Genomic DNA, 23,987 nt, shown 5'->3' on the forward strand with positions numbered 1-23,987 from the left:
ATCGTCTACTCCTTCACATCAAGGCCCATGCTGCGGGCGCTTCCGGCAATGATACGTACGGCCGCTTCCATATCCGCGGCATTCAGATCGGGCATCTTGGTCGCTGCGATTTCCTCCAGCTGGGCCCGCGTCACGGTGCCGACCTTGACGGTGTTGGGTGTCGCGGAACCGCTCTGGATGCCGACCGCCTTCTTCAACAGCACGGAAGCCGGCGGCGTCTTGAGGATGAAGGAAAAGCTGCGATCGCTGTACACGGTGATGACAACGGGTATCGGCAAGCCCTTTTCCAGATTCTGGGTCTGCGCATTGAACGCCTTGCAGAACTCCATGATGTTGACGCCGTGCTGACCCAGCGCCGGACCGACCGGCGGGCTCGGGTTGGCGGAACCGGCCGCCACCTGCAGCTTGATGTAAGCCTCGATTTTCTTGGCCATGATGACTCCTGTGGGTACAAGCGCCTTGCGGCTCCCCTGTGTTAGTTACGCGAAAGGACGCCCTGTCCTTTTGCTTTTCGCTCCGGCGCGGTACACGCCCGCGCCGGGCTCCGTCTCGCGACGCCGGTGCATCCATGCACCGGATTCCTCATTCAGGTAAAAATAGGGGGGCTGACCCCGCTAAATTTTACGCCTTCTCCACCTGGCTGAACTCGAGCTCGACCGGTGTCGAGCGGCCGAAGATCAGGACCGACACCCGCAGCCGGCTCTTTTCGTAGTTGACCTCTTCCACCACGCCGTTGAAGTCGTTGAACGGGCCGTCGGTGACGCGCACCACTTCGCCGACCTCGAACAGCACCTTCGGCCGCGGCTTCTCGGCGCCTTCCTGCACACGCTGCAGGATGGCATCGGCCTCGCGCTGGGTGATCGGCGCGGGACGGTCGCTGGTGCCGCCGATGAAACCGAGCACCTTGGGGGCATCCTTGACCAGGTGCCAGGTATCCTCGTTCATGTCCATCTGGACCAGCACGTAGCCCGGGAAGAACTTGCGCTCGCTCTTGCGCTTGGCGCCCTCGCGCATCTCGACGACTTCCTCGGTCGGCACCAGGATGTCGCCGAAGGAATCCTGCATGTGCGCGCGCGCGATGCGCTCTTCCAGCGCCCGTTTGACCTGGTTCTCGAAACCCGAATAGGCCTGTACGACATACCACTGTAATGACATCGTCAGCCTCCCTGCCCGGTCAACAGCCTGATCGCCCAGAGCAGGACCATGTCCATCAGCCACAGGGCAACACCGACCAGCAGTACGATAAACAGTACGGCCAGCGTGGTTTGCACGGTCTCCGCTCGCGTCGGCCATACCACGCGCCGCACCTCCGACTGCGCGCCGGACACGAAACCGAGCACGCCGCGGCCGAAACTGGACTGCGCGGCGATGAAGGCGGCCACACCCGCCACCGCCAGCAGGCCGAGCACGCGCACCACCAGCAACTGGTCCTCGAAGTAATAGAAGGCCACGATAGCACCGGCCAGCAGTAGCACGGCCAGCACCAGCTTGAGGCCGTCGAACCGGCTGCCTTCTGTTTCAACCTTAGCGTTCATATGTGAATCAAGCCGTGTTCGTGAGATCGCCTTTGCGTCCGTCCAACTCAGACGGCTGCAGACCCGCCAGGTTCAATGGCAGGCCAGGAGGGAATCGAACCCCCAACCTGCGGTTTTGGAGACCGCCGCTCTGCCAATTGAGCTACTGGCCTAACTCGTTACTCGATAATCTTGGATACCACGCCGGCGCCGACGGTGCGGCCGCCCTCGCGTATCGCGAAGCGCAGACCCTCGTCCATCGCAATCGGCGCAATCAGCGACACCGTCATCTTCACGTTGTCACCCGGCATCACCATCTCCACGCCTTCCGGCAGATCCACCGCACCCGTTACGTCCGTCGTGCGGAAGTAAAACTGCGGACGGTAATTGCTGAAAAACGGCGTGTGACGACCACCCTCTTCCTTGCTCAGCACGTACACCTCACACTCAAACTTCGTGTGCGGCGTGATCGAACCCGGCTTCGCCAGCACCTGACCACGCTCAACCTCCTCGCGCTTCGTGCCACGCAGCAACACACCCACGTTGTCGCCCGCCTGACCCTGGTCCAGCAGCTTGCGGAACATCTCCACACCCGTGCACGTCGTCTTCATCGTCGGGTTGATACCCACGATCTCGATCTCGTCGCCGACCTTCACAACTCCACGCTCGATTCGTCCCGTCACCACCGTGCCACGGCCCGAAATCGAAAACACATCCTCCACCGGCATCAAAAATCCACCGTCTATCGCACGCTCCGGCTCCGGTATGTAACGGTCCATCTCGTTCACCAGCTTGATGATCGACGGCACTCCAATCTCGCTCGTGTCACCCTCCAGCGCCTTCAGCGCCGACCCCACCACGATCGGCGTGTCGTCACCCGGAAAATCGTAACTGTCCAGCAACTCGCGGATCTCCATCTCCACCAGCTCCAGCAGCTCCGCATCGTCAACCATGTCCGCCTTGTTCATGTACACCAGAATGTACGGAACACCCACCTGACGACTCAGCAGAATGTGCTCGCGCGTCTCAGGCATCGGACCGTCCGCCGCACTCACCACCAAAATCGCACCGTCCATCTGCGCCGCACCCGTGATCATGTTCTTCACATAGTCAGCATGGCCCGGACAGTCAACGTGCGCATAGTGACGCTTCGTGCTCAGCTCCACGTGCGCCGTCGCAATCGTAATACCACGCGCACGCTCTTCCGGCGCATTGTCAATCTGGTCATAGGCCTTGAACGTGCCACCGTGCGTCTCCGCCATCACCTTCGTGATCGCCGCCGTCAGCGTCGTCTTACCGTGATCCACGTGACCAATCGTCCCCACATTCACGTGCGGCTTCGTTCGTTCAAACTTTCCTTTGACATCGCGCCTGACTCCCCTTACGGTGTGTGCCTGTTACCTTATATATAAGCAACCCAATCCAGCCTGCCTGATCTGGAGCCCATAACCGGATTTGAACCGGTGACCTCTTCCTTACCAAGGAAGTGCTCTACCGACTGAGCTATATGGGCTAAAACCATTGGGGTCGGACCCCAGCATCACTTTCCTGCTATCCGCCAAGTCCGGTGGCCGTCCCGTACGGTTGCTGGAGCGGGTGATGGGAATCGAACCCACACCATCAGCTTGGAAGGCTGAGGTTCTACCATTGAACTACACCCGCCTGTCACAAAATACCGACGCCAGTCGTGGCGGCCTGACCCCTGCCATCCGCATTCACCCGGCCCCTTCCTGACCGCCTGAGCGCGACAGGAAGTGCCCGCTGCCGTGCCGGTGCGGGCTGATTCCGGCCCCGGATCTTACCCGGGACCCCGATGTCCGCATCCTCCGGCACCCGCGCCCTGCGCGGGCGGCGGCGTTCGAAATCGCTCCCGGCGATTTCGCGAACCTCCGGTTCCGCATCCTCCCCGCTGTCCGGATGGAGGAGGAAAATCCGACATTTGGTGGAGGGGGGAGGATTTGAACCTCCGAAGGCTGAGCCGTCAGATTTACAGTCTGATCCCTTTGACCGCTCGGGAACCCCTCCAAAAATGCAAGCCCGCTATTCTCTTGCAGGCTCACCCGACTGTCAACACTCATCCCACGATTGAAGCGCGACATTCGCCCACGCCAGTATCAGGGCAGCGCCGGACAACTGTCACAGGGATGTCTGCCAATGCAAGGAAGCTCGGCGCATACCCTCATTCGCGCAGGACGTGCCGCCAGCGCCGCAGCTATGCTAAAGTTCGCATACAAATAGAGGGGGTTTTCGATGGACCGAAGGCTGTATTACCTCATACCCGACCGGCGGCAGGCCATAGCCGTCGTCGACGACCTGGTGCAGCATGGCATCGGCATCGACCGGATCAATGCCGTCGCCGACCGACACACCCGCATGGACGGATTGCCCGGCGCCCCCGCCAGGGAAGCGCGCAGGCCCGGCACGCTGCAAAAAGCCCTCTGGAATGCGAATACCGTCTGTTTCGCCATCGCCCTGGTCGCGACGGTGCTGGCACCGGCCTTCGTCGGCCTGAGCTGGTGGCTGCTGCTGCCCATCGTCACCATGGTGGTCAATTTTCTGACAGGCCTGTACCTGAACAGCATCGCCCACAAGGAGCTCAGCGAGTTCCGCGATGTCGTGGCTCACGGCGAGATCCTGCTGGTGGTCGATATCCCGGAACAGCGGGTTGCCGAGATCGAGCAGGATATCCGGCAACACCATCCCCGAGCCACGAGCAACCTGCGCCCCGGCTGGGACACCCAGACGGCCAGCCTCTGAGTTCTTAGCAGTCGGTTATATCAGCAGCTGAAACGGCCGCGCCGGCTTTGCTCACCCACCAGCTGATTGAACGCCTCGGCGCTGACATGCACCAGCTGCTCGTGATCACCCGCCTCGAAATAGATCTCGGGCTGTTCCGCGAGCGCGTCATCCACCAGGGTTTCTAGCCCGTAGGCCGGCCCCAGCGCGGGCAGCGCGCCGATTTCGCAATCCTGGAACAGCCGGCCCAGCTCGTATTCCGTGGCAAGCCCCAGATTGCGGTTCATCTGGCGATGCAGCTCGCCGAGATCGATGTGGCGATTGGCCGGCAGCACCACCATCAGGTAGCCCAGGTCATCCTCCACGATTACGGACTTGGCGAGACGGCCGCCGGGGATATGCGCTGCCTGCGCGCTCTCCCCGCTGCTGCGGGTATGCGGATGCGACAGGATGTCATACTCGACGCCCTGCTCGGCGAGGTAATCCGCTATCGTCGTTGCGATTGCCATGTCAGGACCCTCCGCAAACGGTTCACCCCGAGTATAGATCACTGTCCGCCAGTCTGGCCGCGACCATCGGATCGCACATTACCCGACCAAAAGCAGTTGATTTGACGCACCCACCCAGCGTCACAACCCGGCGCGCAGCGCTGCGAGCCGGCACATCCATTCGGTCAGATCGTCCAGTGTGTATGCCGCATTCGCGGGACTGGTGTTCGGCGTCACGAACACCCGGCACGCGCCAAGCGTGAACGCTTGCAGCCCCCAGTCGATGCGCTCGCGCCGGTCTTCGGCATAGCGCAGGTAATTGCCGAACGCCAGCTTGCCATGAAACCAGGCGATGCGCGGCTGATACGCAATCAGCTTGGCGCGCAGCACTGGCGCCCAGGTCCTGTAATCGGCCGCACGCAGCTCGCCGCCCCCGGCGGTCGGCCGTTTCACGACATCGGTGAAGCCGATCCCGTCGCGTGTAGCGACGATCCGCATGGCGTCGATACCCGGCTCGACCGGCGCCGCGAGCAGCCCGCTCGCGTTCAGGGCACGCCAGAAGCGGTTGCGCGGATTGGCGAAATAGAAGCCCGCGCGCACGGACGGGAGCGAGGGATTCAGGCCGATGGAGACGATGTCGAGGCCGGCGCGGAGGTAGTCGGGGAGCGTTTTCATCGGGGAAGAGGTGTCAGCGCACATTTATCAGTAATATTCACGGAAAATCTGCTCTGACACCATGCTTCCCCGGGCCCGCTAGCTTGAACATCGCAACCGACTTCCCCAAGGAAACGCGACGGCTCCGGCTGATCCTGGCACTCACCCTGCTCGCACTTGGGGCGGGCCTGGTCGCGCCGATCATCACGTTGAAGAAATTCATGCTCGTCGAAAATACCTTTTCCGTGCTGGGCGGCGTGGTGGAGTTGCTGCAGGCAGGCCAGGTGTTCCTGTTCATCATCATCACCGGCTTCAGCATAGCGCTTCCGCTGCTCAAGATCCTGATGCTGGGCAAGCTGCTCAGCCCGCATGCGCAGGACCCCGAAAAACTGGACAAGTATCTGCACTGGATGCATGTCTATGGAAAATGGTCGATGCTGGACGTTTTTGTTGTGGCGGTGCTGGTGGTCGCGGTAAAGTTGGGCGCCATCGCCAGCGTTGAAATGCGGTTCGGCCTGTACCTGTTCGCGGCCGCGGTACTGCTGACCATGTATGTCACCGCGCGGGTTGTGCACCTAACAAACGCATCCGGCGACCAGGCACACTGACCGCATGAGCCCGGTCGCAGATCACTGCAAAGTATCCCCATGACCAACCACATCGAAATCCACTACTGCACCCAATGCCGCTGGCTGTTGCGCTCGGCGTGGATGGCGCAGGAACTGCTCACGACCTTCGACGGGGAAATTGCGGCCTTGACGCTGCAACCGGGTACGGGCGGGGTGTTCGAGGTGCACGCCAACGGCCGGCTGGTCTGGTCGCGGAAGGCGGAAGGACGCTTCCCGGAGATCACCGAACTGAAGCAGCGGGTACGGGATGTGATCGCGCCGGAGCGGGACCTCGGGCATGCGGACCGCAAACACCAGCGGTCTGATTGAGGAGGAGGATCCGGGTATGAGCAAGTCGCTGAAAGCCGCGCTGTTGTCGGCCTTCGTGTTTCCGGGCCTCGGACATTTCTACCTGAGATCGCGCACGCGCGGCGCCGTGCTGGCAGGTCTGGCGTTGGCGGCGCTCGTGCTGGTGATGTCCAACGCGGTGGACACGGCCATGCAGTTGAGCGATGCCATCCTGACGGGCGAGCTGCAGCCGGATCCCGCAGCCATTTCGGAAGCGCTCGCACGGCAACCACCGCCGGCCGACGCACCGCTCGTGAACGGCGCCTATGCCATCCTGCTCCTCACCTGGCTATTCGGCATTGTCGACGCCTACCGTCTGGGGCGCACGACCGGCGTGAAGCCGCAGTAGCCGCGGCAGGATCATGAGACCGGTTCGAGCCTAGCGCGCGATCCGCGTCTCCCCGTTGACCGTCAGCACGCGCACGCGGTCGCCGGCGCGGAAGCTCGATTGCGGGGTCAGTTCCTGCACCACGGAGATGACGCTGCCGCTGTCCAGGTGCACGGTGATATCGACGCCCTGGCGCCGGGTGAGCCCTTCTTCGGCGGCCGCACCGGCCACACCGCCGGCGACGGCCCCGACCACGGCCGCTATCGCGGAACCCTTGCCCCCGCCGACGGTGCTGCCGGCGATACCGCCGACCGCACCACCGGTGACCGTGCCGACCGGTGTCTTGGTGCCTTCGATCACTACCGGACGTGTCGCCTCGACCGTGCCGTACTGCACGGTCTGGATGCGGCGCGCATCGTCACGCGAGTAGCTGTCGCCCGTCAGGGTGGACTGGCAGCCGGCCAGCAACAGGGTCAGGACGGCTGCGGTAAACGCGGTATGCTGCATGACTTCATCCTCGTAGCTGATGGCGCCGGCGCTCCGCGCGGCGCGCTAGTGGTTGTCGATCGCGACCAGGTAGCGGCCGCGGTGGCTTCCGGACAGGACCCGTTCGAACACGCCGGGCAGTTTGTCCAGCGTCACCTCGCCCGCGACCATCCTGTCGAGGTGGCGCGGCCTGAGGTCGGTGACCAGCCGCCGCCAGATCCTGCGGCGCCGATCCGGCGGGCAGTTGGCCGAGGTGATACCCAGCAGGCTCACTCCGCGCAGGATGAACGGCATCACCGTGGTATGGAGCCCGGTGCCGCCGGCCAGCCCGACGCCGGCGATGTTGCCCCATGGCTTCACGGTGCGCGTCAGCCAGGCAAGCGTGTCGCCGCCGACGTTGTCGATGGCACCGCCCCACAGCGCCCGTTCCAGCGGGGCATCACCGTGCACCGTTGCTGCGGGATCCAGTACCCGGCTGGCGCCGAGCTGCGCGAGATAACCGTCATGATCCGGCTTGCGGCTCAGGGCAATGACCTCGTAGCCGGCACCGGCGAGCAGGTCGATGGCCACGCTGCCCACCCCGCCGGTCGCGCCGGTCACCAGCACCGGTCCGTGCGCCGGGGTCTGCCCGTTCTGTTCCATGCGGTCGATGGCCAGCGCGGCGGTGAAACCGGCAGTGCCCAGCACCATGGCCTCGCGCAGTGACAGGCCGTCCGGCAGCGGCACCACCCAGTCGGCCGGCACGCGCACCAGCTCCGCGAAACCGCCGTCGTGACTTTCACCCAGCCCGCAGCCTGTCACCAATACGGGGGCACCGACCGCACAGCGTGCATCTTCCGATTGCACCACCACGCCCGCGACGTCGATGCCGCCCACCAGCGGGAAGCGGCGCAGGATCCTGCCGCGACCGGTTGCGGCTAGGGCATCCTTGTAGTTCACGCTGGAATACTGCGCGCGGATCACCACGCTGCCGGGAGACAACGCCTCCTGCTGCAGTATCTCCAGGCGTGCGTCGCCGTGCTGGTCATGGATGCGGAACGCACGTACCTGCGTCATCACCGCGCACCCTGCTGCTGGACATCCGCCGGCCGCCAGTCCAGTGCGCCGCTGGTCCCGAACGGCAGACGCGCAGCACTGTCGGCCAGCCCAAGCTCGCCCGTCAGATCGTAGTGCAGCCGGTACGCCCCGCGGTCCGTGCGCAGCGCGTCGGCGGCACCGCCTGCCACCTCGAGCTCGAGTACGGCCTCGCTGTGCGCGGGCACGATCACTGCCTGGCGGCTGACGCCCCAGGCGAACTCGCGCCCGTCGATGGCGATGCGCCAGGACAGGCCCGCGAGCGGCAGTTGCACCGCGCCCGGATTCTGGATGCCCAAGGTCAGGCCGTAGCGCGGTTCGCCGTCCTGCGCGGGACGCGGCCGGATGTCCAGCAACGCAACCTCGGCCCGCGGCTGGTAGCCACCACTACCCGCGCAGGCGACGAGCAGCACGGCCGCGAGCAGCTGCGTTGCGAGCACATACGCGCTCCGGCTCACGGCATCTCCTCGCCCCTGCGCACCGGGCCGTACGGTTCGTGGCGGTGCGCGTCGTGGTAATGCATGCGGTAGCGGGTGAACCGCGCGACGTCGTCGAAGTGCAGGAACGGATTGCCCTCGACCTGTTCGGCCATGGTCGTGCTTGCCTGCTCGGCGTAATTGTGGCCCGGGCGGATCACGGTAGCGGCCGGCAAGCGCGCCACCAGGTCGCGCAACGTGCCGTACATCTGCCCGGGATCGCCGCCGCGCAGGTCGCAGCGGCCGCAACCGAATATGAACAGCGTATCGCCGGTGATCAGGTCGTTGCCCAGGCGGTAGCAGGCCGAACCCGGCGTATGTCCCGGGGTATGCAACACCCGGATCTCCGTAGCGCCCACGGCGATGGCATCGCCGCCGTGATGCAGCGTGGGCAGATCCAGCCCCTCACCCCAGAACTGCGCCTCGGCCTTGAGCAAATGCAGCTGCGCATCGCTGTGCGCCAGCACCTGGCCGATACCGTTGATGTGATCGTGGTGACTGTGCGTGAGCAGGATATCGGTGATGCGCACGCCCAGACGCTGCGCCAGCGCCAGCACCGCGGGCACGTCCCAGGCCGGATCGACCACGGCCGCGCGATCGGTGGCATGGTCATGGATCAGATAGACGAAGTTTTCCATCGGCCCCAGCTCCAGGGCATGGATCGAAAACGGTTCGCGCTCCATCATGTCGACACCTCCCGCGTTGGCCAGCTGCGCCCATTATGCGTGATCCGGCCGCGCCCCGACAGGCGCGCGGCCCCGGGTTATGCCGGGCGCGGACGACCGGTAGAATATGCCCGCACCAGCGTCAGCCGCAGGAATTTCCCCAGTGCCAAACGACAGCGTGACCGCCTACAAGCTGCTGCTTTATCCGCACGCCCCGGACAGCGCGCCGGTCGCCACCGCCACCCTGGCCGCGGCGTTGCAGGCAATCGGCTTCATTGCCGGTGCCGTCGCCGTCCCGGATGGCGTGTTCTATCCCGCCGGCGAACGGTTTCTGCAGCTGCTGGTCTTTCTCGGCTGCTCCCCGGCCATCGAGCTGGAGCCGCCGGCCGATCCCGCAGCGCTCGCCGCCGCGCGCGCCAGCGGCGCCTTCTGTCACGTCTATCTGACCGCCGCGACAACGCTGCAGTTTCGTGCCGACCGGCGCGCGCCGGCCCCGCGATGCCCGGCCTGCCGACAACCGGAAGCAGACTGGCGGGCCCTCGTCGAGCGCTGGCGGCACGATCCCGCAGCCAGCGCATGGACCTGCCGGTCATGCCGGCACCGAGGCCGGCTCAGCGATCTGCACTTTCGCAAAACCGCGGCGTTTTCACGTACCTGGGTAGAGGTGCGCGGCATCCACCCGGCCGAGGCCGTCCCGACCGGCGACCTGCTCGCTTGCCTGCAGGATTGTGGCGGGGGTCACTGGCAGTACGGCTACCTGCAGGAATGAAACCCTGCCAGGTGCTGCCATCTGTGCCACAATAGCACCGCAGCACCCGCACGCCACCGGAACAGTCACCATGACAGATCGGGAACCCAGCAAGGAAGAACGCATTCTGCGCGTCATGAAACGCGTGCTGACGGATGTCGCCAAGGACACCTACACCAAACCGGGTTACCGCCACCCGCTCTCCGAGCAGACGATAGACGGCATCCGCCAGTGCCTCGCCCTGATCACGGCGCGTGAAGGCGAACTCCAGGCCGAGGCCGGACGCAGCAGCAAGCTGCGCCCGCGCTTCATCGACGAACCCCAGACCTCGGTCGTGGTTCCGCTCAAGATGCCCGAACCGAAGCCGGAGGATTCCGAGTAACGCGCAGGCAGGCGCGCCATCCCCACCCCGCCGCCCGGCTGGCGGCACCCTCCCGCCATTCTTTTGGCTTCAAAATCAACATCTAATGATAAATCCACGGCTGCCGATATGCCGTGAATGCATGCCGCTCGCAAGGCAATGCCGGGGCAGATCCGCAATCTGATTATTTTTCAGCATGTTAACCAGAACTCACGGGCAGGGAACGCCGCGACGGGGATCAGGAAGACGGTGGTTGGTACGCGCTGATTTGATGCAACCGGGAGCATCAACGATGAAACACCGCAGCACACGAGTCCGAATGCTGCCCGCCGCCAGTGAGCGTCCGCTGCCCCTGGAGTCTGCCCGTTCGAGCGCGGGCATACGCCGGCTGCCGGACTGCCCGCTCCCCGGCCCGGCCTCACCCGCCCGTAACGCGGGCGCCCCGCGTGCTCGCCGAGTCAGCGCACCTGCGGCAGACATGTGCGACAACAACGGCCAGGTCACCGGATCGTGCTAACCATGTCATGCGTGTGCAGTATCCCGTTGCAGCCACGGCCCGCGCCCGCCGGAGCGGCGCAGTCCGCCCGGCGCGTCAGCGCGTTGCTGCTATGCCTCCTGTTGTACGGGCTACCGGCCGGCAGCCCGGCAGAGGAAACGCTGGCCAGCGATTACCGGGTCAAGGCGGCCTTCCTGTACAACTTCGCGCGCTTCACCACCTGGCCCGAGTTGCCGGCCGGGCATTTCACCCTGTGCCTGCTCGGCCAGGATCCGCTGGCAGAGCATACCGGGATCCTGCAGGACAAGATCGTGCATGGCAGACCGCTGCGAATCGTGCAGCTCGACGCTACGGCACATGCCGGTGGCTGCCAGTTGCTGTACGTCGGCAGGTCCCAGGCGCACCGCCTGCACCAGATCCTGCGGACAGTGCAGGGCAAACCCGTGCTGACCGTCAGCGATGTCGCCCGCTTCACCGCCAGCGGCGGCATGATCGGCTTCCTGACACTCGACAGCAAGATCCGCTTCGAGATCAACGTCGCCGCCGCCACACGCGCCGACCTGGCGATCAGCTCCAAGCTGCTGACGCTGGCCGCATCCACGCAACCGGACCGGAAATAGCGGCGATGCGCATCCTGCAGAACATCTCGATACGCCGCAAGCTGACGTTGATCATCATGATGATCAGCACCGTCACGCTGATGATCGCGAGCTTCGCCTTCCTCACCAGCGACCGGCTCTACTCCCAGAAGAACGTTGGCGACATGCTTGGCGTCATGGCCGACATGATCGCGGCGAACAGCGCGGCGGCGCTCCTGTTCGGCGACCCGGTCGCAGCGTCTGAAACGCTCGGCTTCCTGGAAATGCAGGGCAACATACAAGCCGGGGTGATCTACGACGTCGACAACGAAATCTTCGCCATGTATAGCAAGAGCGGTGTGGACTTGAAGCTGCCGGAACCCGACGCGCATGGCAAGAATGTTCTGTTCCGGGGCGATTACGTGGAACTGTTCTCCGACATCGTCTACCAGGGCGAGAAGATCGGCCTGGTCTACCTACGCTCGGACATGCGCACCATCCACGACCGCCTGGCATGGTTCCTCGGCATCCTCGCCGGCGTATTGCTGGTATCGCTGCTCGTAGCCTACTCGCTCAGTGCCCAGATGCAGCACATCATCACGGCACCCCTGTTCCGGCTGTCGGCGACCGCACGGCGCATCAGTACGGAAAAGAACTATTCCCTGCGCGCCGGCAGCGCCAACCGGGACGAACTGGGCACGCTGATTGACGATTTCAACACCATGCTCGACGAGATCGAGGACCGCGACGAAAAACTCAAGCTGCACCAGGAAGAACTCGAGGCCAGGGTCGCGCAGCGCACCCGCGAGCTGGAACGCGCGAATCTGGAACTGGCAAATTCCAAGGAACAGGCCGAATCGGTCGCCAAGCGCATGCAGTTTCACGCCCACCACGACGCCCTGACCGGCCTCCCCAACCGCGTCCTGCTCAACGACCGCATCAAGACGGAGCTCGCGCACGCACGACGCGAACAATCCATCCTCGCGCTCTTGTTCCTCGATCTCGACCGTTTCAAGATCATCAACGATTCACTGGGGCATGCCACGGGTGACCAGCTGCTGCGCATCATATCGCGCCGGATCAAGGACTGCGTGCGCGAGGGCGACACGGTGGCGCGCCTCGGCGGCGACGAATTCATGGTGCTGCTGCCACGGATCGCCAGCGCCGCCGACGCCGGCCGTATCGGCAACAAGATCATCGAATCCCTGACCGAACCGGTAGCCTGCAACGGCCACGACCTGCACATCACCACCAGTGTCGGCATCAGTGTCTACCCCTTCGACGGCACCGATGCCGAGACCCTGGTGCGGAATGCGGACATCAGCATGTACCGCGCCAAGGAGCTGGGGCGCAACAAAGCGGTCTACTACACCGCGGAGCTCAATGCCGGCTCGCGCAAGCAGCTCGCACTCGAGACCAGCCTGCGCAAGGCGCTGGAACGGGATGAGCTGAAGCTCTACTACCAGCCCAAGGTCGATATCGTCCGTGGCACCATCGTCGGCGTGGAGGCACTGCTGCGCTGGCAGCGACCGGGCATGGGCTATATCAGCCCGCAGGACTTCATTCCGATCGCCGAGGAATCCGGGATGATCATGCCGATCGGCGAGTGGGTGCTGCGTACGGCATTCCGCCAACTCGGCGAATGGCACGGAGCCGGATATCCGGATCTGACCATGTCGGTGAACCTGTCATCCGTCCAACTCTCCCGCACGGGATTCGAGAAGATCCTGGCGAGCGCGCTGCGGGAATCCGGCATCAACCCGGCGCTGGCGGAACTGGAAGTGACCGAGAACGTGGCCTTGAAGAACATGGAAACCGCCACTGCAACACTCGAAAAACTCAAGCAAACGGGAATCACCATCGCCATGGACGATTTCGGGACGGGCTACTCCTCGCTGAGTTACCTGCGGCGACTGCCCATCGATACCGTCAAGATCGACCAGTCTTTCGTGCGCGAGATACCGGATAACAAGGAAGACGTGCTGATCGCCCAGGCGATAATCGCCATGGCCAACAGCCTCAACATGTCACTGGTGGTGGAGGGCGTGGAAAACCAGCGCCAGCTCAATTTCTTCCGGCAGCAGGGCTGCCGGATCGTGCAGGGCTATCTGTTCAGCAAGCCGGTGGAGGCTGCCGCCATCCTCGACATGCTGCGGGCCGACACGCTGCCTGGCGCCGTCAACCTCGCCAGATCGTGACACCGGCGCGCTCAGCGCTGTTGCAATCCGTTGCCGGAGACGTAGCCGCTGTCAGCGTAGGGCGACGGCTGCGGCTGCATGAGCGGGCCCGCGTACCATCCGCGCGGCAGCGCGCTGTACTGGTAATTCCGGTAGATGTCCGGCGCAAAACCGATCGCGGGCATGCGGGAGAAGTCGTACCCTCCACGCCGCTCCTGGTTCTTAAGAAAACAGAAGGCCTGCGCCGCGTCCGCCCCCAGCAATGCTGTGATCAGGAAGACGGCGGGCATCAGCTGCATGAGCCTGGTTGTCATGGCACACCCCCTTGTTGTTATTAAAGGAGTTGGTATGGCGTTTCGTCCGTCAGATTCAGGACCCGGGAGACGATATCCATCGCCTCGCCAATGAACATGTCCAGACTGATCCACTGTGCCGAACTGCCGATGACCTCGGCACCATCACGCATAATCAGCCGCATCGACAGCTCCCGGCTGCCCGGCGACTGGGGACGTTCGGCCGTGATGTACATGCCCGGCTCCGGATCCTGCCCCTGGAGCACCGCCATGATATATTGGTAGTCGATACCATCGGCGCTTTCAATATCACCGAGCACGGTGAGCGTGAACTCGCCGTAACGGTAGCGGCGGCGGGGGATGGCCGTCCTGATGACCGGCTTGTGCTCCATCATGTCGACATATCCTGCTGCATTCCCGGTTCATGATCACCCATCGCCCCCGCGACTTCAATCTCCCGCTTGCAAGCGACTGAAAATCGGGCTAAAACCTGGTTTGGTCCTGCCATCGCCGCAGCAACCCGGGAGCATTGCCATGCCGGAACAGATCTGCCCCTTCAGCGCCACGCTCGCCCGGGATGCCTTCGGCTGTCGCCATGCCGAATCCGTGATACGGCGTGGAGGCACGGAATTCGCCTGCATAGACGCGAACGCGCATGCGCGCTGCCGGCAGCTGTTCGGGCTGCTGAAGAACGTCGCGCTCACCGCGTTCGATGTCGAGGACGACCTGAACCAGATGCCGCACAGCGTACTGGTGAAGACCCAGTTCGGCGGACTGCTCGGGCTAGCGCGCGTCACGCCGGGGCAGGTTGCCGATCCCGTCCGCATCGATGATATCGACGCCCTGCTGGCAGCGGCGCTCTCCCACTTCGGCGCGCTCAAGGACATTCCCGTCGAGCAGTTCGCTGCGGACATGACTGGCTACGCGCTCGCGCGCCGCCGGCGCTGACGCCACGCTCCACGGCGCCAAGATCGTTGCCGGCGCTTGCGCCCGCCGGTCATCCGGGCGTCATTTTTTCGCCATCCTCACTGCCGGTTCGATGTCGCATCCTGCCGCATAGCGTGCCGCACGAATGATTTTATTGTTATATTTCATATAGATAAAAATATGGCAGGATTTTTGCTTATGTTTTGACAGGACGCTGTAAAGACATGTCAGAACAGGCACTTCCGCTTACCGCCAGCGACCGAGCCGGCGGCGGGTGACCTGGCGACAGGGTGATCAACCAGGCAGGGAGAGCCAGCACGGGCGCACCATGTATCAGCAGATCAACATGTATCAGCCGGTCTTCCGGCGGCAACGCAAGATCTTTTCGGCGGCCACGCTGCTGAAGATCGTGGCGCTGGCATTGCTGCTGCTGCTGGCGGTCTACGTGCAGGCAGGCTGGACCCTGCACGGCCTGCAGACCACTGCCGCCGGCCTGACACTGAACTACCGCCAGCTCGACGCCAGGCTTGCCGCACTCACGGCGGACAACGCCGCCGCCATACCGCATACCGCCGCCGACGAGATCCAGCAGCTGCAGGCGCAGGTCAGTGCGCGCACCTCGGTACTGGAGCGGATCGACCGGCTCGCGCTGGCGCGAGCCGAGGGCTTCGGCGAGATCTTCGAGGGTCTCGCGGCGCAGGCCGTGCCAGGGCTGTGGCTCACCGGCATACGGGTGGACCAGAACGGCGAAACCGAGATTCGCGGCACCACGCTGGACCCGCAACTGGTACCCCGTTACCTGCGGCTGCTGCACGACCAGCCACGGCTCGCGGCGCTGCACAACGGCAGCGTCAACCTGGTACGGCACGCGCCAGCGGCAGCAGAGATTGATTTCATCCTCAGCAGCAGCAACCAGGGAGAACTGCCGTGACGAGCGCGGCATACCAGCAGCTGGCCACACGGATCGATGCGTTGCAATTGCGCGAGCGCATACTCCTGCTCATCGCCTGTCTCGTGGTGTTGTTCTACTGCGTCGACAGTTTCGGCCTGCAACCCCTATCCAGGCAGCAGCTGCAGCTGCGCCAGGATATCGCGGACCTGGAAACACGGCTGGAGACGCTGCGCGCCCGTGCCGGCCTGCTCGGCGGCAACGACGCCCTCACTGCAGCACGCAAGGCAGAACTGCAGGCCGAACTGGACACACTGGGACGGCAGCTGCAGTCGCAGCTCGGCAGCATGCTCGCACCCGAACAGGCCGCCGGCATTCTGGAACAGGTCCTGACCCGGGAATCTGATCTCACCCTGCAGTCCGTCAGTGCATGGTCGGAACCGCTCACCGCCCCGGATCCAAGCACGGGTGAGGCGGTGACAGTGCCCGGCATCGCTCGCTATGAACTCCAGCTGGAGCTGGAGGGCGGTTACCTGGCGACGCTGCACTATCTGCGCGCCCTGGAGGCCCTGCCATGGAAATTTTTCTGGCAGGGTATCGCGTTCGAGATCACCGAGCACCCGCAGGCCAGGGTCACGCTGAATCTCTACACCCTGGAACTGCTGGAAGGATGATGCCGATGCCGTCCCGCAGCTGCCGCGCTCCGCTACTGGCCTTGGGCATCCTGCTCGTGGCGCTGACTGCAGGCGCCGCGGCACTGACCGATCCGACCCGTCCCACCGGCCGCGGCCACGCGGCGCTGCTGCAGCCGCATGCGCAACGGCACGACTGGCGGCTCGATTCCACCCTGGTCGCCCCCGACCGGCGCGTCGCCGTAATCAACGGTAGACAGGTCAGCGAGGGTGAGTCAGTGGACGGCGCCCGTGTCATCGAGATCCGCCGGCTCGAGGTACTGATCCAGGCCCGCGGCCGCCAGCTGACCCTGCAACTGCTGCCGGACATCGTGCAGCAACAACCATGAAGCAATGGACTATCGCCATGCCTGATATCAAACGACTGCATCGCCAGGTGATCCATGGACTGATCGCCGCCCTGCTGGCTGCGTGCTCTACCGCACCGGCCTTCCGGCCCGACAACATGGCGCCGGTGACGCAGGCACTGGAGTCGCAAAACGCCGCGGCGACGACACCCGCTCCGCCGCCCGAGGTGGCCGCCGCGCTGCTGCCGCCGCCGGCCGGCGATCTGGCCGGGCTCGTGGCGGACCTGGAGCCGCGCTTCGACATATCGGTCAAGGCCGCGCCGGCGGCGGAATTTTTCATGAGCCTGGTCAAGGGCACGAACCTGAACATGGTGGTACATCCCGACGTCGGCGGCAAGATCTCCATCAGCCTGCGCGACGTAACCCTGGAGGAAGTGCTGGCCACGGTGCGTGACGTCTACGGTTACCGCTACCGGCGCCTGGGCAACACCTTCCAGGTCTATCCGGCCAGCATGCGTACACAGGTATTCACCGTGAACTATCTCGACGTGGTGCGCGACAGCAGCTCGCGCACCAGTGTCAGCTCAGGCCAGGTCGGCAAGGCCGGCGCCGATGGCCAGGCGCCCGTCCCTGCCGACAACGCGACGACGGGCAGCGCCGGCGGCAAGACCTCCGATGTCTCCGGCAGCGTGGTCAGGACGGATTCCGCATCCGACTTCTGGCAGGATCTGAAGGACTCGCTCAACCTCATCATCGGTACCGAGGACGGCCGCAAGGTCGTCGTGCACCCGCAATCCGGTGTCATCGTCGTGCACGCCATGCCGGACGAGCTGCGCGACGTGGAGGACTACCTGAGCACCATCGAGAGCGCCGCCCACCGCCTGGTGATCCTGGAAGCCAAGGTCGTCGAGGTGACGCTGAACGACCACTTCCAGGCCGGCATCAACTGGAATGCGCTCATCGAGTTCGGCGAGGACAAGTCGATCCTGCTCGGCCATTCCGGTGGCGGCTCGGTGTTCGATACCGGCGTCTCGTCGCTGGCCGGGAGTACCGTGCCGCTCGTGCGCGGCACCCGGGTCACCGGCTTTGACACCACGGCCTTCGGCGGCATCTTCACCATCGATGCCAACCTGAATGACTTCAACGCACTGATCGAGCTGCTCAAGACCCAGGGTGACGTGCAGGTGCTGTCCAGCCCGCGCATCTCGACGGTGAACAACCAGAAGGCCGTGATCAAGGTCGGGCAGGACGAATACTTCGTCACCGACGTCGCGACCGACACCGACACCACCGGTACCGGCGTCATCAACCAGAGCGTGGATGTCACGCTGACGCCGTTCTTCTCCGGCGTCGCGCTGGACGTGCTGCCACAGATCGATGCGGACGAAAACGTCATCCTGCATATCCATCCGGCGATCAGCGAGGTGATGGAAAAGACCAAGAACATCAAGGTCTCCACCACCAACGACCTGTCCATCCCGCTGGCACTCAGCACGATCCGCGAGTCCGATACGGTGGTGCGGGCGCGCAGCGGCCAGGTGGTGGTGCTGGGCGGCCTGATGCGCAACGCGCTGCGCGACGAGGAGGCCCGCACGCCGCTGCTCGGCGACATGCCGGTGGTGGGCAACATGTTCCGCCATCAGCGCGAGGTCGCCAGCAAGAGCGAGCTGGTCATCCTGCTGCGCCCGCTGGTGATCGGCGACGGGGAGCAGTGGAACGGGCAGCTGCGCGATACCGCGGAGCGTTTCCGCAATCTCAGAAGCATGAACGGCAGCGCGCGCTGATACCTGCCGCCACCGGAGTCGTCCCATGTACCTCGAGCATTTCGGACTGGAACAGCAGCCGTTCACGATCACGCCGGATACGGAGTTCTTCCTCGACCATGGCCGCCACAAGGAGGCGCTCAACGTGATCGAGTACGCCCTGTTCTCCGGCGAGGGCTTCATCAAGGTCACCGGCGAGGTCGGCACCGGCAAGACCCTGTTGTGCCGGAAACTGCTGAACTCGCTCGGCGACGGCTTCGTCACTGCTTATATACCCAATCCGTTCATCAATCCCATTTCCCTGCGCATGGCGCTGGCGAGCGAGCTGGGCGTCGATTATCCCCGCAATATCGGCCAGCCACGTCTGCTGGAACTCATCAACGAGCGGCTGATGCAGCTGCATGCCGGCGGCCGGCAGGTCGTGCTGCTGCTGGACGAGGCCCAGGCCCTGCCCGATGACAGCATGGAAGCGCTGCGCCTGCTGTCCAATCTGGAAACCGAAAAGGCCAAGCTGCTGCAGGTTGTGCTGTTCGGGCAACCGGAACTGGATCAACGCCTCGAGCAGGAGCACCTGCGCCAGTTGCGCCAGCGCATCCTGTTCAGCTATCGCCTGCAACCGCTGACACGCGCGGAACTCGGCGTCTATATTCAGCACCGGCTGCTGGTGGCCGGTTATCGCAACGGCCAGCTGTTCACGCCCCGTGCGCTGCAGCGGCTGCAGCGTGACAGCCGCGGCATCCCCCGCCTGGTCAATGTGCTCGCCCACAAGGCCATGCTCTGCGCCTTCGGCCGCGGTGACCGCGTGATCGATGCCGCGCATATTCGCCGGGCGTCTGCAGACACGGACGACATCCGGCCGCGCCGGCATCGCCTCGCGCTGGCCTCGAGCCTGTTCGGCGTGCTGACCCTGACCGGTGCCGGGTTCTACCTGGCCTGGCATTGAGGCGACGCGCATGAGCCTGATCAACGACATGCTGAAAGACCTCGACCGGCGCCGCTACCAGCCCGCCGGGGACAACGTTACAGGTGGATCGTTTAGCGGCCAGGGACCGGTCGTGCCGGCGCTGTCCGGTCGTGCGGCTCTGCTCGGCGCGCTCGGCCTGGGCATCGCGCTCGTCCTGGCCGGCCTGGCCTTCAGCAATACCGTGTCCCTGCGTCAGGCGCTCACGCCCGAGCCTACACCGGCACCGGCGCCCGTGACGCCCGCGCCTGTAGCAGCGCCGTTAGTGGTCGAATCCGCGCCCACGCCCATGTCCGAACCGCCGGCCAGGCAGCAGGAACAGGCCGCGCCTGCCCCGGCCAGCACCCGGCAGCCGGGTGCCGCCGCCGCGCCGGTCGAACTGACCACTTCCCCGCTGTCGCGCGAACAGCAACAGGCACGCGACCTGCAGACGGCAGCGGCGGCCATCAGTGGCGGCGCTACCGCCGCGGCCGAGCAGCAGCTGCTGGGGCTGCTGGCACACGACAAGGGCCTGCACCAGGCGCGGCTGCTGCTCGCCGGCCTGTATCTGCAGGAGGAACGCAACAGCAGCGCGGAGTCGCTGTTGGCCAGCGGTCTCCTGCACTACCCGCAGCACGCAGCCTATGCCCGGCTGTACGCCCAGTTGCTGGCCGCACAGGCGCGCGACAGCGAGGCCATCAATGTACTGCAGACCGCGTTACCGGCTGCAACCGGCGATGCCGAATACCACGCCCTGCTGGCGGGGCTCTACCAGCGCAGCGGCAGGGCGCAGGATGCGGTGGCAGGCTATCGCACCGCGCTGCAGTTGGCACCGGCGCACGGCGCATGGTGGATGGGGCTGGGCATTTCCGCCGAGCAGGCGGGTGACAGCGCGACGGCGCTGCAGGCGTACCGCCAGGCGCTGCGCTATCCGCTGGCAGCCGCCGTGCAGGATTACGTCCGGCAACGGCTGGCGGCACTGGAACACTGAAGGCGCACTGGCTGGAGCAGACACCATGGCAGCGAACATGCAGCGCGTGAAGGTGAGGCTCGGCGACCTGCTGGTCGAGAAGAAACTGATATCCGAGCACCAGCTGCAATCCGCGCTGGCGGAACAGCAGAAGAGCGGCCGCAAGCTCGGCCGCGTGCTGATCGACCATGGCTATGTCGACGAGGAGGCGATGCTGAAGATCCTGTCGACACAGATCGGCATCCCCTACATTGACCTGTCGACCTTCGAGCTCAGCCCGCACCTGGTGCAGCGCCTGCCGGAAACCGAAGCGCGTCGCTATCGCGCCCTGATTCTCAAGGAAACCGCCAATGGCCTGCTGGTGGCTATGGGCGACCCGACCGACATCTTCAACTACGACGCCCTGGTCAAGGCGCTCAAGTGCCCGGTCGAACTCGCGGCGGTCAAGGAAGCCGACCTCCTGGCGGGGATCGACCGGATGTACAGCGGTAACGACCAGCTGCAGTCGCTGGCCAGCGAGGTCGGACGCGACGTGTCCGATAGCACCTTCGACCTCGACCGGCTGATCGCCGCCAGCAGCAAGAGCGATGCGCCGGTGGTACGCCTGATCCAGTCGATATTCGACAGCGCCGTAAAGGCGCATGCGTCGGACATCCACATCGAACCGGACGAGCAGGTGCTGCGCATCCGGCGCCGGATCGACGGCATCCTGCACGAACAGATCGTCGACGAGAAGAACATCACGGCCGCCATGGTTTCGCGCCTCAAGCTGATGGCCAATGCCGACATCTCGGAGCGCCGCCTGCCCCAGGACGGCCGCTTCTCGATCACCGTCAAAGACCGGCAGATCGACGTGCGCCTGTCGACCATCCCGACCCAGCACGGCGAAGGCGTGGTGATGCGACTGCTCGATCACAGCAATTCCATCAGCCGCCTCGACGACCTGGGCATGCCGGATACGCTGCTCGCCACCTTCACGCGGATCATCCACAAGCCGCACGGACTCATCCTGGTCACCGGGCCGACCGGCAGCGGCAAGACCACCACGCTGTACAGCGCCCTGCATGAACTGAATACCCCGCAACGCAAGATCATCACCATCGAGGATCCGGTCGAGTACCGCATGGCGCGCGTCAACCAGGTTCAGGTCAACAGCAAGGTCGGACTCGATTTCGCGCGGGTGCTGCGCACCGCGCTGCGCCTGGATCCCGATATCCTGCTGCTGGGCGAGATCCGCGACCACGAGACCGGGGAGATCGCCCTGCGCGCCTCGCTGACCGGTCACCTGGTGCTGTCGACCCTGCATACCAACGACGCCGTCAGCAGCGCCATCCGCCTGCTGGACATGGGCCTGGAAGGCTATCTGCTGGCCTCATCCGTGCAGGCCATTCTGGCCCAGCGCCTGATCCGCCGGATCTGCCGGCACTGCCGGACCCCGGCCACACTGGATGCCAACGAACAGGCATGGCTGCACGACCAGGCCGGCAACAGCCTGGATACGCACGAGTTCCAGCACGGCAGCGGCTGCAACAACTGCAACCACACCGGTTTCAGCGGGCGCATCGGCGTCTACGAGCTCCTGGTGATGACGCCGGCACTCGCCGAGGCGCTGCGCAGCGCGGACCAGAACGCGTTCGTGCAGGCGGCCGGCACGCAGCCCGGCTACCGGCCGCTGGTCAGCAACGCGCTGGATTATGCGCGGCACGGCATCACCACCATCGGCGAAGTCATGCGCCTGTGCGGGTGGACCGACTGATGCCCTTGTTCAGCTACAAGGCACGTGGCGTGCACGGCGACGCGATCGAGGGCACCATCGATGCCGGCACACCCGACCTGGCCGCCGCGCGCCTGATCGAGAGCGGCCTGACGCCGGTCGAGGTAAATCCCTTCGTAGAGAAGCTCTCGCTGGGCAGCAACCTGGAGACCCTGTTCAGCCCACCGGTGCGGAACGCGGACCTGATCCAGTTCAGCCGCCAGATGTACAGCATGCTGCGCGCCGGCGTGCCGATCTTCCGCGCGGTCTCCGGCCTGGCGAGCACGACGGGTAACCGCTCGCTGGCGCAGACCCTGCACCGCGTCGCAGCCGACCTGGAGACGGGACATCCGCTCTCGGACGCGTTCGCACACCATCCGCGCGTATTTTCCCTGTTCTATGTCAGCCTGGTCCGCGTCGGCGAGACCAGCGGCAAGCTGACGGAAATCTTCCAGCAGTTGGCCTTCTACCTGGACCGGGAGAAGACCACGCGCGCCCGGATCAAGTCCGCGCTGCGTTACCCGACCTTCGTGATCAGCGCGATCCTCATCGCGCTGGGGGTGATCAGCATCTGGGTCATTCCGGCCTTCAGCAGCTTGTTCAGCCGTTTCGGCGCCGAGCTGCCGCTGCCGACCCGGATCCTCATGCTCGTCTCGGAATTCATGGTGGCCTACTGGCCCTACCTGCTCCTGCTGTTGGCGTTGCTCACGGGGGGAGCCCGATATTACATCGGTACCGCCGACGGACGTTACCGCTGGGACAAATTCAAGCTGCACCTGCCACTGGTCGGCCGGGTGATCTACCAGGCCACGCTGGCACGCTTCAGTCACCTGTTCGCCATGGCAATGAATGCCGGCGTGCCGCTGATGACTGCCCTGACCGTGGTGGCCCAGGCATTGAACAACAACTATCTGGAGGAACGCATCCTCGGTATGCGCGGCGGCATCGAGCACGGCAAGGCGCTGAGTCTCACCGCCACCAACAGCGGCGTCTTCGATCCGCTGGTGCTGCAGATGCTCGCCGTGGGCGAGGAGTCCGGCACCATCAGCGAGCTGTTGACGGAGGTCGCGGATTATTACGAGCGTGAGGTGGACTACGCCACCGAGCGGTTGAGTTCGGCCATCGAACCGATCCTCACCGTGGTCATCGGCGGCCTGGTACTGGTCATGGCGATGGGCATCTTCCTCCCCATGTGGAATCTGGCCTCGGTTGCGCTGCACTGAACGGATGCGCGGCTTTGTGATGCGGATCACTGAAACCCCGGAAGTAGATGTTTTGACGGATATTTGTTGCTAAAGATTTCCCGCGGACTGCCGCTGGAATGGCTGTACAGGTTCAACTGTCAACTCACAGGAGTGGAAACATGAACAAGGCAAGAGGCTTTACCCTGATCGAACTGGTGATCGTCATCGCCATCCTGGGCGTGCTCGCCGCGATCGCCATACCCAAGTTCGTCGATCTTTCGAGCGACGCCGAGACGGCCGCAAAGCGCGGCATGAGCGGCGCCGTCAAGAGTTCGCATGCCATCGCCATCGCCGACCTGAAGCGCTTTCCGACCGTGACCGAGCTGGCCACCTACGTCAACGGCGAGGGCATCGCCGCGGCGGCTGGTGGCGTCCAGGTTGCCATCGACGGCACCAACTACACGGTCCCCACCTATACCGATGCCGCCTGCAATACGGCAACGACCGCCGTCGGCAACACGGTCCAGTGCGTGGGCAGTATTCCGTAGTCGA

The 23,987-nt window shown here is 64.6% G+C and carries 30 protein-coding genes and 4 tRNA genes; 18 read left to right on the top strand and 16 right to left on the bottom strand.

Annotation, left to right across the window (positions count from 1 at the left end):
- Positions 1–5: 5 nt before the first annotated feature.
- The 8 genes from rplK to R3F42_10990 all read right to left on the bottom strand — a co-directional run bounded on the left by rplK (position 6) and on the right by R3F42_10990 (position 3,539).
- Positions 6–434, bottom strand: a complete 429-nt coding sequence (gene rplK / locus R3F42_10955; GenBank protein ID MEZ5542551.1) for a 50S ribosomal protein L11 — start codon at positions 432–434, stop codon at positions 6–8.
- A gap of 187 nt (positions 435–621) precedes the next feature.
- Positions 622–1,155 (bottom strand): transcription termination/antitermination protein NusG, encoded by a 534-nt coding sequence (gene nusG, locus R3F42_10960; protein ID MEZ5542552.1) that lies wholly within the window; start codon positions 1,153–1,155, stop codon positions 622–624.
- A 2-nt stretch (positions 1,156–1,157) separates the two neighbouring features.
- On the bottom strand, positions 1,158–1,535 hold the full coding sequence (secE, locus tag R3F42_10965) for a preprotein translocase subunit SecE (protein ID MEZ5542553.1): 378 nt from the start codon (positions 1,533–1,535) through the stop codon (positions 1,158–1,160).
- A 76-nt stretch (positions 1,536–1,611) separates the two neighbouring features.
- Positions 1,612–1,687 (bottom strand) — tRNA-Trp (locus tag R3F42_10970).
- Positions 1,688–1,693: 6 nt separating this feature from the next.
- Positions 1,694–2,845, bottom strand: a complete 1,152-nt coding sequence (gene tuf, locus R3F42_10975; protein MEZ5542554.1) for an elongation factor Tu — start codon at positions 2,843–2,845, stop codon at positions 1,694–1,696.
- A gap of 106 nt (positions 2,846–2,951) precedes the next feature.
- Positions 2,952–3,027 (bottom strand) — tRNA-Thr (locus tag R3F42_10980).
- 75 nt (positions 3,028–3,102) lie between these two features.
- Positions 3,103–3,176: transfer RNA gene (locus R3F42_10985), tRNA-Gly, on the bottom strand.
- A 278-nt stretch (positions 3,177–3,454) separates the two neighbouring features.
- Positions 3,455–3,539: transfer RNA gene (locus R3F42_10990), tRNA-Tyr, on the bottom strand.
- A gap of 225 nt (positions 3,540–3,764) precedes the next feature.
- Between R3F42_10990 and R3F42_10995 the strand changes: the two genes are divergently transcribed.
- Positions 3,765–4,271, top strand: coding sequence for a hypothetical protein (locus R3F42_10995; protein MEZ5542555.1), 507 nt, complete (start codon positions 3,765–3,767; stop codon positions 4,269–4,271).
- 20 nt (positions 4,272–4,291) lie between these two features.
- Here R3F42_10995 and R3F42_11000 read toward each other — a convergent pair whose 3' ends face one another.
- Entirely contained in the window at positions 4,292–4,759 is a 468-nt protein-coding gene (locus R3F42_11000; protein MEZ5542556.1) for a YbaK/EbsC family protein, read from the bottom strand.
- Between the two features lie 120 nt (positions 4,760–4,879).
- Positions 4,880–5,413, bottom strand: a complete 534-nt coding sequence (locus R3F42_11005) for a mismatch-specific DNA-glycosylase (protein ID MEZ5542557.1) — start codon at positions 5,411–5,413, stop codon at positions 4,880–4,882.
- An 83-nt stretch (positions 5,414–5,496) separates the two neighbouring features.
- Here R3F42_11005 and R3F42_11010 point away from each other — a divergent pair, with 83 nt between their 5' ends.
- Genes R3F42_11010 through R3F42_11020 form a run of 3 tightly spaced genes read left to right on the top strand, consistent with a single transcriptional unit; the run spans position 5,497 to position 6,697 of the window.
- On the top strand, positions 5,497–6,000 hold the full coding sequence (locus tag R3F42_11010) for a paraquat-inducible protein A (protein ID MEZ5542558.1): 504 nt from the start codon (positions 5,497–5,499) through the stop codon (positions 5,998–6,000).
- A gap of 39 nt (positions 6,001–6,039) precedes the next feature.
- Positions 6,040–6,330: a SelT/SelW/SelH family protein gene (locus tag R3F42_11015; GenBank protein MEZ5542559.1), complete on the top strand. Its 291-nt coding sequence runs from the start codon at positions 6,040–6,042 to the stop codon at positions 6,328–6,330.
- A gap of 16 nt (positions 6,331–6,346) precedes the next feature.
- Entirely contained in the window at positions 6,347–6,697 is a 351-nt protein-coding gene (locus R3F42_11020) for a hypothetical protein (GenBank protein ID MEZ5542560.1), read from the top strand.
- A 30-nt stretch (positions 6,698–6,727) separates the two neighbouring features.
- On the opposite strand, the gene R3F42_11025 is transcribed toward R3F42_11020, so the two are convergent.
- Genes R3F42_11025 through R3F42_11040 form a run of 4 tightly spaced genes read right to left on the bottom strand, consistent with a single transcriptional unit; the run spans position 6,728 to position 9,398 of the window.
- Entirely contained in the window at positions 6,728–7,183 is a 456-nt protein-coding gene (locus R3F42_11025; GenBank protein MEZ5542561.1) for a glycine zipper 2TM domain-containing protein, read from the bottom strand.
- A 45-nt stretch (positions 7,184–7,228) separates the two neighbouring features.
- Positions 7,229–8,218 (bottom strand): YhdH/YhfP family quinone oxidoreductase, encoded by a 990-nt coding sequence (locus R3F42_11030; protein ID MEZ5542562.1) that lies wholly within the window; start codon positions 8,216–8,218, stop codon positions 7,229–7,231.
- Positions 8,218–8,694, bottom strand: coding sequence for an LEA type 2 family protein (locus tag R3F42_11035; GenBank protein MEZ5542563.1), 477 nt, complete (start codon positions 8,692–8,694; stop codon positions 8,218–8,220). The genes R3F42_11030 and R3F42_11035 overlap by 1 nt, the downstream gene beginning before the upstream one ends.
- Positions 8,691–9,398: an MBL fold metallo-hydrolase gene (locus tag R3F42_11040; protein MEZ5542564.1), complete on the bottom strand. Its 708-nt coding sequence runs from the start codon at positions 9,396–9,398 to the stop codon at positions 8,691–8,693. Before R3F42_11040 ends, R3F42_11035 begins: the two co-directional genes overlap by 4 nt.
- A 142-nt stretch (positions 9,399–9,540) precedes the next feature.
- Between R3F42_11040 and R3F42_11045 the strand changes: the two genes are divergently transcribed.
- The 4 genes from R3F42_11045 to R3F42_11060 all read left to right on the top strand — a co-directional run bounded on the left by R3F42_11045 (position 9,541) and on the right by R3F42_11060 (position 13,758).
- Entirely contained in the window at positions 9,541–10,146 is a 606-nt protein-coding gene (locus R3F42_11045; GenBank protein ID MEZ5542565.1) for a hypothetical protein, read from the top strand.
- A gap of 70 nt (positions 10,147–10,216) precedes the next feature.
- Complete coding sequence (locus R3F42_11050; GenBank protein MEZ5542566.1) at positions 10,217–10,507, top strand: segregation and condensation protein A; 291 nt, start codon at positions 10,217–10,219, stop codon at positions 10,505–10,507.
- A 498-nt stretch (positions 10,508–11,005) separates the two neighbouring features.
- Positions 11,006–11,602: a YfiR family protein gene (locus tag R3F42_11055; GenBank protein MEZ5542567.1), complete on the top strand. Its 597-nt coding sequence runs from the start codon at positions 11,006–11,008 to the stop codon at positions 11,600–11,602.
- A gap of 5 nt (positions 11,603–11,607) precedes the next feature.
- Entirely contained in the window at positions 11,608–13,758 is a 2,151-nt protein-coding gene (locus R3F42_11060; protein ID MEZ5542568.1) for an EAL domain-containing protein, read from the top strand.
- An 11-nt stretch (positions 13,759–13,769) separates the two neighbouring features.
- On the opposite strand, the gene R3F42_11065 is transcribed toward R3F42_11060, so the two are convergent.
- Positions 13,770–14,051: a hypothetical protein gene (locus R3F42_11065; protein ID MEZ5542569.1), complete on the bottom strand. Its 282-nt coding sequence runs from the start codon at positions 14,049–14,051 to the stop codon at positions 13,770–13,772.
- Between the two features lie 20 nt (positions 14,052–14,071).
- The gene (locus R3F42_11070) at positions 14,072–14,425 is read right to left on the bottom strand and encodes a hypothetical protein (protein MEZ5542570.1); all 354 of its coding nucleotides are present in this window, start codon (positions 14,423–14,425) and stop codon (positions 14,072–14,074) included.
- A gap of 139 nt (positions 14,426–14,564) precedes the next feature.
- On the opposite strand from R3F42_11070, the gene R3F42_11075 reads away from it, so the two are divergent.
- The 10 genes from R3F42_11075 to R3F42_11120 all read left to right on the top strand — a co-directional run bounded on the left by R3F42_11075 (position 14,565) and on the right by R3F42_11120 (position 23,983).
- Positions 14,565–14,978 (top strand): hypothetical protein, encoded by a 414-nt coding sequence (locus R3F42_11075; GenBank protein MEZ5542571.1) that lies wholly within the window; start codon positions 14,565–14,567, stop codon positions 14,976–14,978.
- 307 nt (positions 14,979–15,285) lie between these two features.
- Positions 15,286–15,888, top strand: a complete 603-nt coding sequence (locus tag R3F42_11080; protein MEZ5542572.1) for a hypothetical protein — start codon at positions 15,286–15,288, stop codon at positions 15,886–15,888.
- Positions 15,885–16,520 (top strand): hypothetical protein, encoded by a 636-nt coding sequence (locus R3F42_11085; GenBank protein MEZ5542573.1) that lies wholly within the window; start codon positions 15,885–15,887, stop codon positions 16,518–16,520. The genes R3F42_11080 and R3F42_11085 overlap by 4 nt, the downstream gene beginning before the upstream one ends.
- 5 nt (positions 16,521–16,525) lie before the next feature.
- Positions 16,526–16,867, top strand: a complete 342-nt coding sequence (locus tag R3F42_11090) for a hypothetical protein (GenBank protein MEZ5542574.1) — start codon at positions 16,526–16,528, stop codon at positions 16,865–16,867.
- Between the two features lie 17 nt (positions 16,868–16,884).
- A complete protein-coding gene (gene mshL / locus R3F42_11095; GenBank protein MEZ5542575.1) occupies positions 16,885–18,609 on the top strand; it encodes a pilus (MSHA type) biogenesis protein MshL in 1,725 nt (574 codons plus the stop codon).
- A 25-nt stretch (positions 18,610–18,634) separates the two neighbouring features.
- Positions 18,635–19,531: an AAA family ATPase gene (locus R3F42_11100; protein ID MEZ5542576.1), complete on the top strand. Its 897-nt coding sequence runs from the start codon at positions 18,635–18,637 to the stop codon at positions 19,529–19,531.
- Positions 19,532–19,541: 10 nt separating this feature from the next.
- On the top strand, positions 19,542–20,519 hold the full coding sequence (locus tag R3F42_11105) for a hypothetical protein (GenBank protein MEZ5542577.1): 978 nt from the start codon (positions 19,542–19,544) through the stop codon (positions 20,517–20,519).
- A gap of 25 nt (positions 20,520–20,544) precedes the next feature.
- Entirely contained in the window at positions 20,545–22,254 is a 1,710-nt protein-coding gene (locus tag R3F42_11110) for a GspE/PulE family protein (protein ID MEZ5542578.1), read from the top strand.
- Positions 22,254–23,474, top strand: a complete 1,221-nt coding sequence (locus R3F42_11115; protein MEZ5542579.1) for a type II secretion system F family protein — start codon at positions 22,254–22,256, stop codon at positions 23,472–23,474. Before R3F42_11110 ends, R3F42_11115 begins: the two co-directional genes overlap by 1 nt.
- Positions 23,475–23,614: 140 nt before the next feature.
- Complete coding sequence (locus R3F42_11120) at positions 23,615–23,983, top strand: type II secretion system protein (GenBank protein ID MEZ5542580.1); 369 nt, start codon at positions 23,615–23,617, stop codon at positions 23,981–23,983.
- The last annotated feature ends 4 nt before the right edge of the window (positions 23,984–23,987 follow it).

It is taken from the genome of Pseudomonadota bacterium, from assembly GCA_041395565.1.
Lineage (GTDB): Bacteria > Pseudomonadota > Gammaproteobacteria > UBA9214 > UBA9214 > UBA9214.

Coding starts and splice junctions, on each gene's coding strand:
- rplK (MEZ5542551.1), bottom strand. CDS start 434: ATGGCCAAGAAAATCGAGGCTTACATCAAGCTGCAGGTGGCGGCCGGT.
- nusG (MEZ5542552.1), bottom strand. CDS start 1,155: ATGTCATTACAGTGGTATGTCGTACAGGCCTATTCGGGTTTCGAGAAC.
- secE (MEZ5542553.1), bottom strand. CDS start 1,535: ATGAACGCTAAGGTTGAAACAGAAGGCAGCCGGTTCGACGGCCTCAAG.
- R3F42_10995 (MEZ5542555.1), top strand. CDS start 3,765: ATGGACCGAAGGCTGTATTACCTCATACCCGACCGGCGGCAGGCCATA.
- R3F42_11000 (MEZ5542556.1), bottom strand. CDS start 4,759: ATGGCAATCGCAACGACGATAGCGGATTACCTCGCCGAGCAGGGCGTC.
- R3F42_11005 (MEZ5542557.1), bottom strand. CDS start 5,413: ATGAAAACGCTCCCCGACTACCTCCGCGCCGGCCTCGACATCGTCTCC.
- R3F42_11015 (MEZ5542559.1), top strand. CDS start 6,040: ATGACCAACCACATCGAAATCCACTACTGCACCCAATGCCGCTGGCTG.
- R3F42_11020 (MEZ5542560.1), top strand. CDS start 6,347: ATGAGCAAGTCGCTGAAAGCCGCGCTGTTGTCGGCCTTCGTGTTTCCG.
- R3F42_11025 (MEZ5542561.1), bottom strand. CDS start 7,183: ATGCAGCATACCGCGTTTACCGCAGCCGTCCTGACCCTGTTGCTGGCC.
- R3F42_11030 (MEZ5542562.1), bottom strand. CDS start 8,218: ATGACGCAGGTACGTGCGTTCCGCATCCATGACCAGCACGGCGACGCA.
- R3F42_11040 (MEZ5542564.1), bottom strand. CDS start 9,398: ATGATGGAGCGCGAACCGTTTTCGATCCATGCCCTGGAGCTGGGGCCG.
- R3F42_11050 (MEZ5542566.1), top strand. CDS start 10,217: ATGACAGATCGGGAACCCAGCAAGGAAGAACGCATTCTGCGCGTCATG.
- R3F42_11055 (MEZ5542567.1), top strand. CDS start 11,006: ATGTCATGCGTGTGCAGTATCCCGTTGCAGCCACGGCCCGCGCCCGCC.
- R3F42_11060 (MEZ5542568.1), top strand. CDS start 11,608: ATGCGCATCCTGCAGAACATCTCGATACGCCGCAAGCTGACGTTGATC.
- R3F42_11065 (MEZ5542569.1), bottom strand. CDS start 14,051: ATGACAACCAGGCTCATGCAGCTGATGCCCGCCGTCTTCCTGATCACA.
- R3F42_11070 (MEZ5542570.1), bottom strand. CDS start 14,425: ATGATGGAGCACAAGCCGGTCATCAGGACGGCCATCCCCCGCCGCCGC.
- R3F42_11075 (MEZ5542571.1), top strand. CDS start 14,565: ATGCCGGAACAGATCTGCCCCTTCAGCGCCACGCTCGCCCGGGATGCC.
- R3F42_11080 (MEZ5542572.1), top strand. CDS start 15,286: ATGTATCAGCAGATCAACATGTATCAGCCGGTCTTCCGGCGGCAACGC.
- R3F42_11090 (MEZ5542574.1), top strand. CDS start 16,526: ATGCCGTCCCGCAGCTGCCGCGCTCCGCTACTGGCCTTGGGCATCCTG.
- mshL (MEZ5542575.1), top strand. CDS start 16,885: ATGCCTGATATCAAACGACTGCATCGCCAGGTGATCCATGGACTGATC.
- R3F42_11100 (MEZ5542576.1), top strand. CDS start 18,635: ATGTACCTCGAGCATTTCGGACTGGAACAGCAGCCGTTCACGATCACG.
- R3F42_11105 (MEZ5542577.1), top strand. CDS start 19,542: ATGAGCCTGATCAACGACATGCTGAAAGACCTCGACCGGCGCCGCTAC.
- R3F42_11110 (MEZ5542578.1), top strand. CDS start 20,545: ATGGCAGCGAACATGCAGCGCGTGAAGGTGAGGCTCGGCGACCTGCTG.
- R3F42_11115 (MEZ5542579.1), top strand. CDS start 22,254: ATGCCCTTGTTCAGCTACAAGGCACGTGGCGTGCACGGCGACGCGATC.
- R3F42_11120 (MEZ5542580.1), top strand. CDS start 23,615: ATGAACAAGGCAAGAGGCTTTACCCTGATCGAACTGGTGATCGTCATC.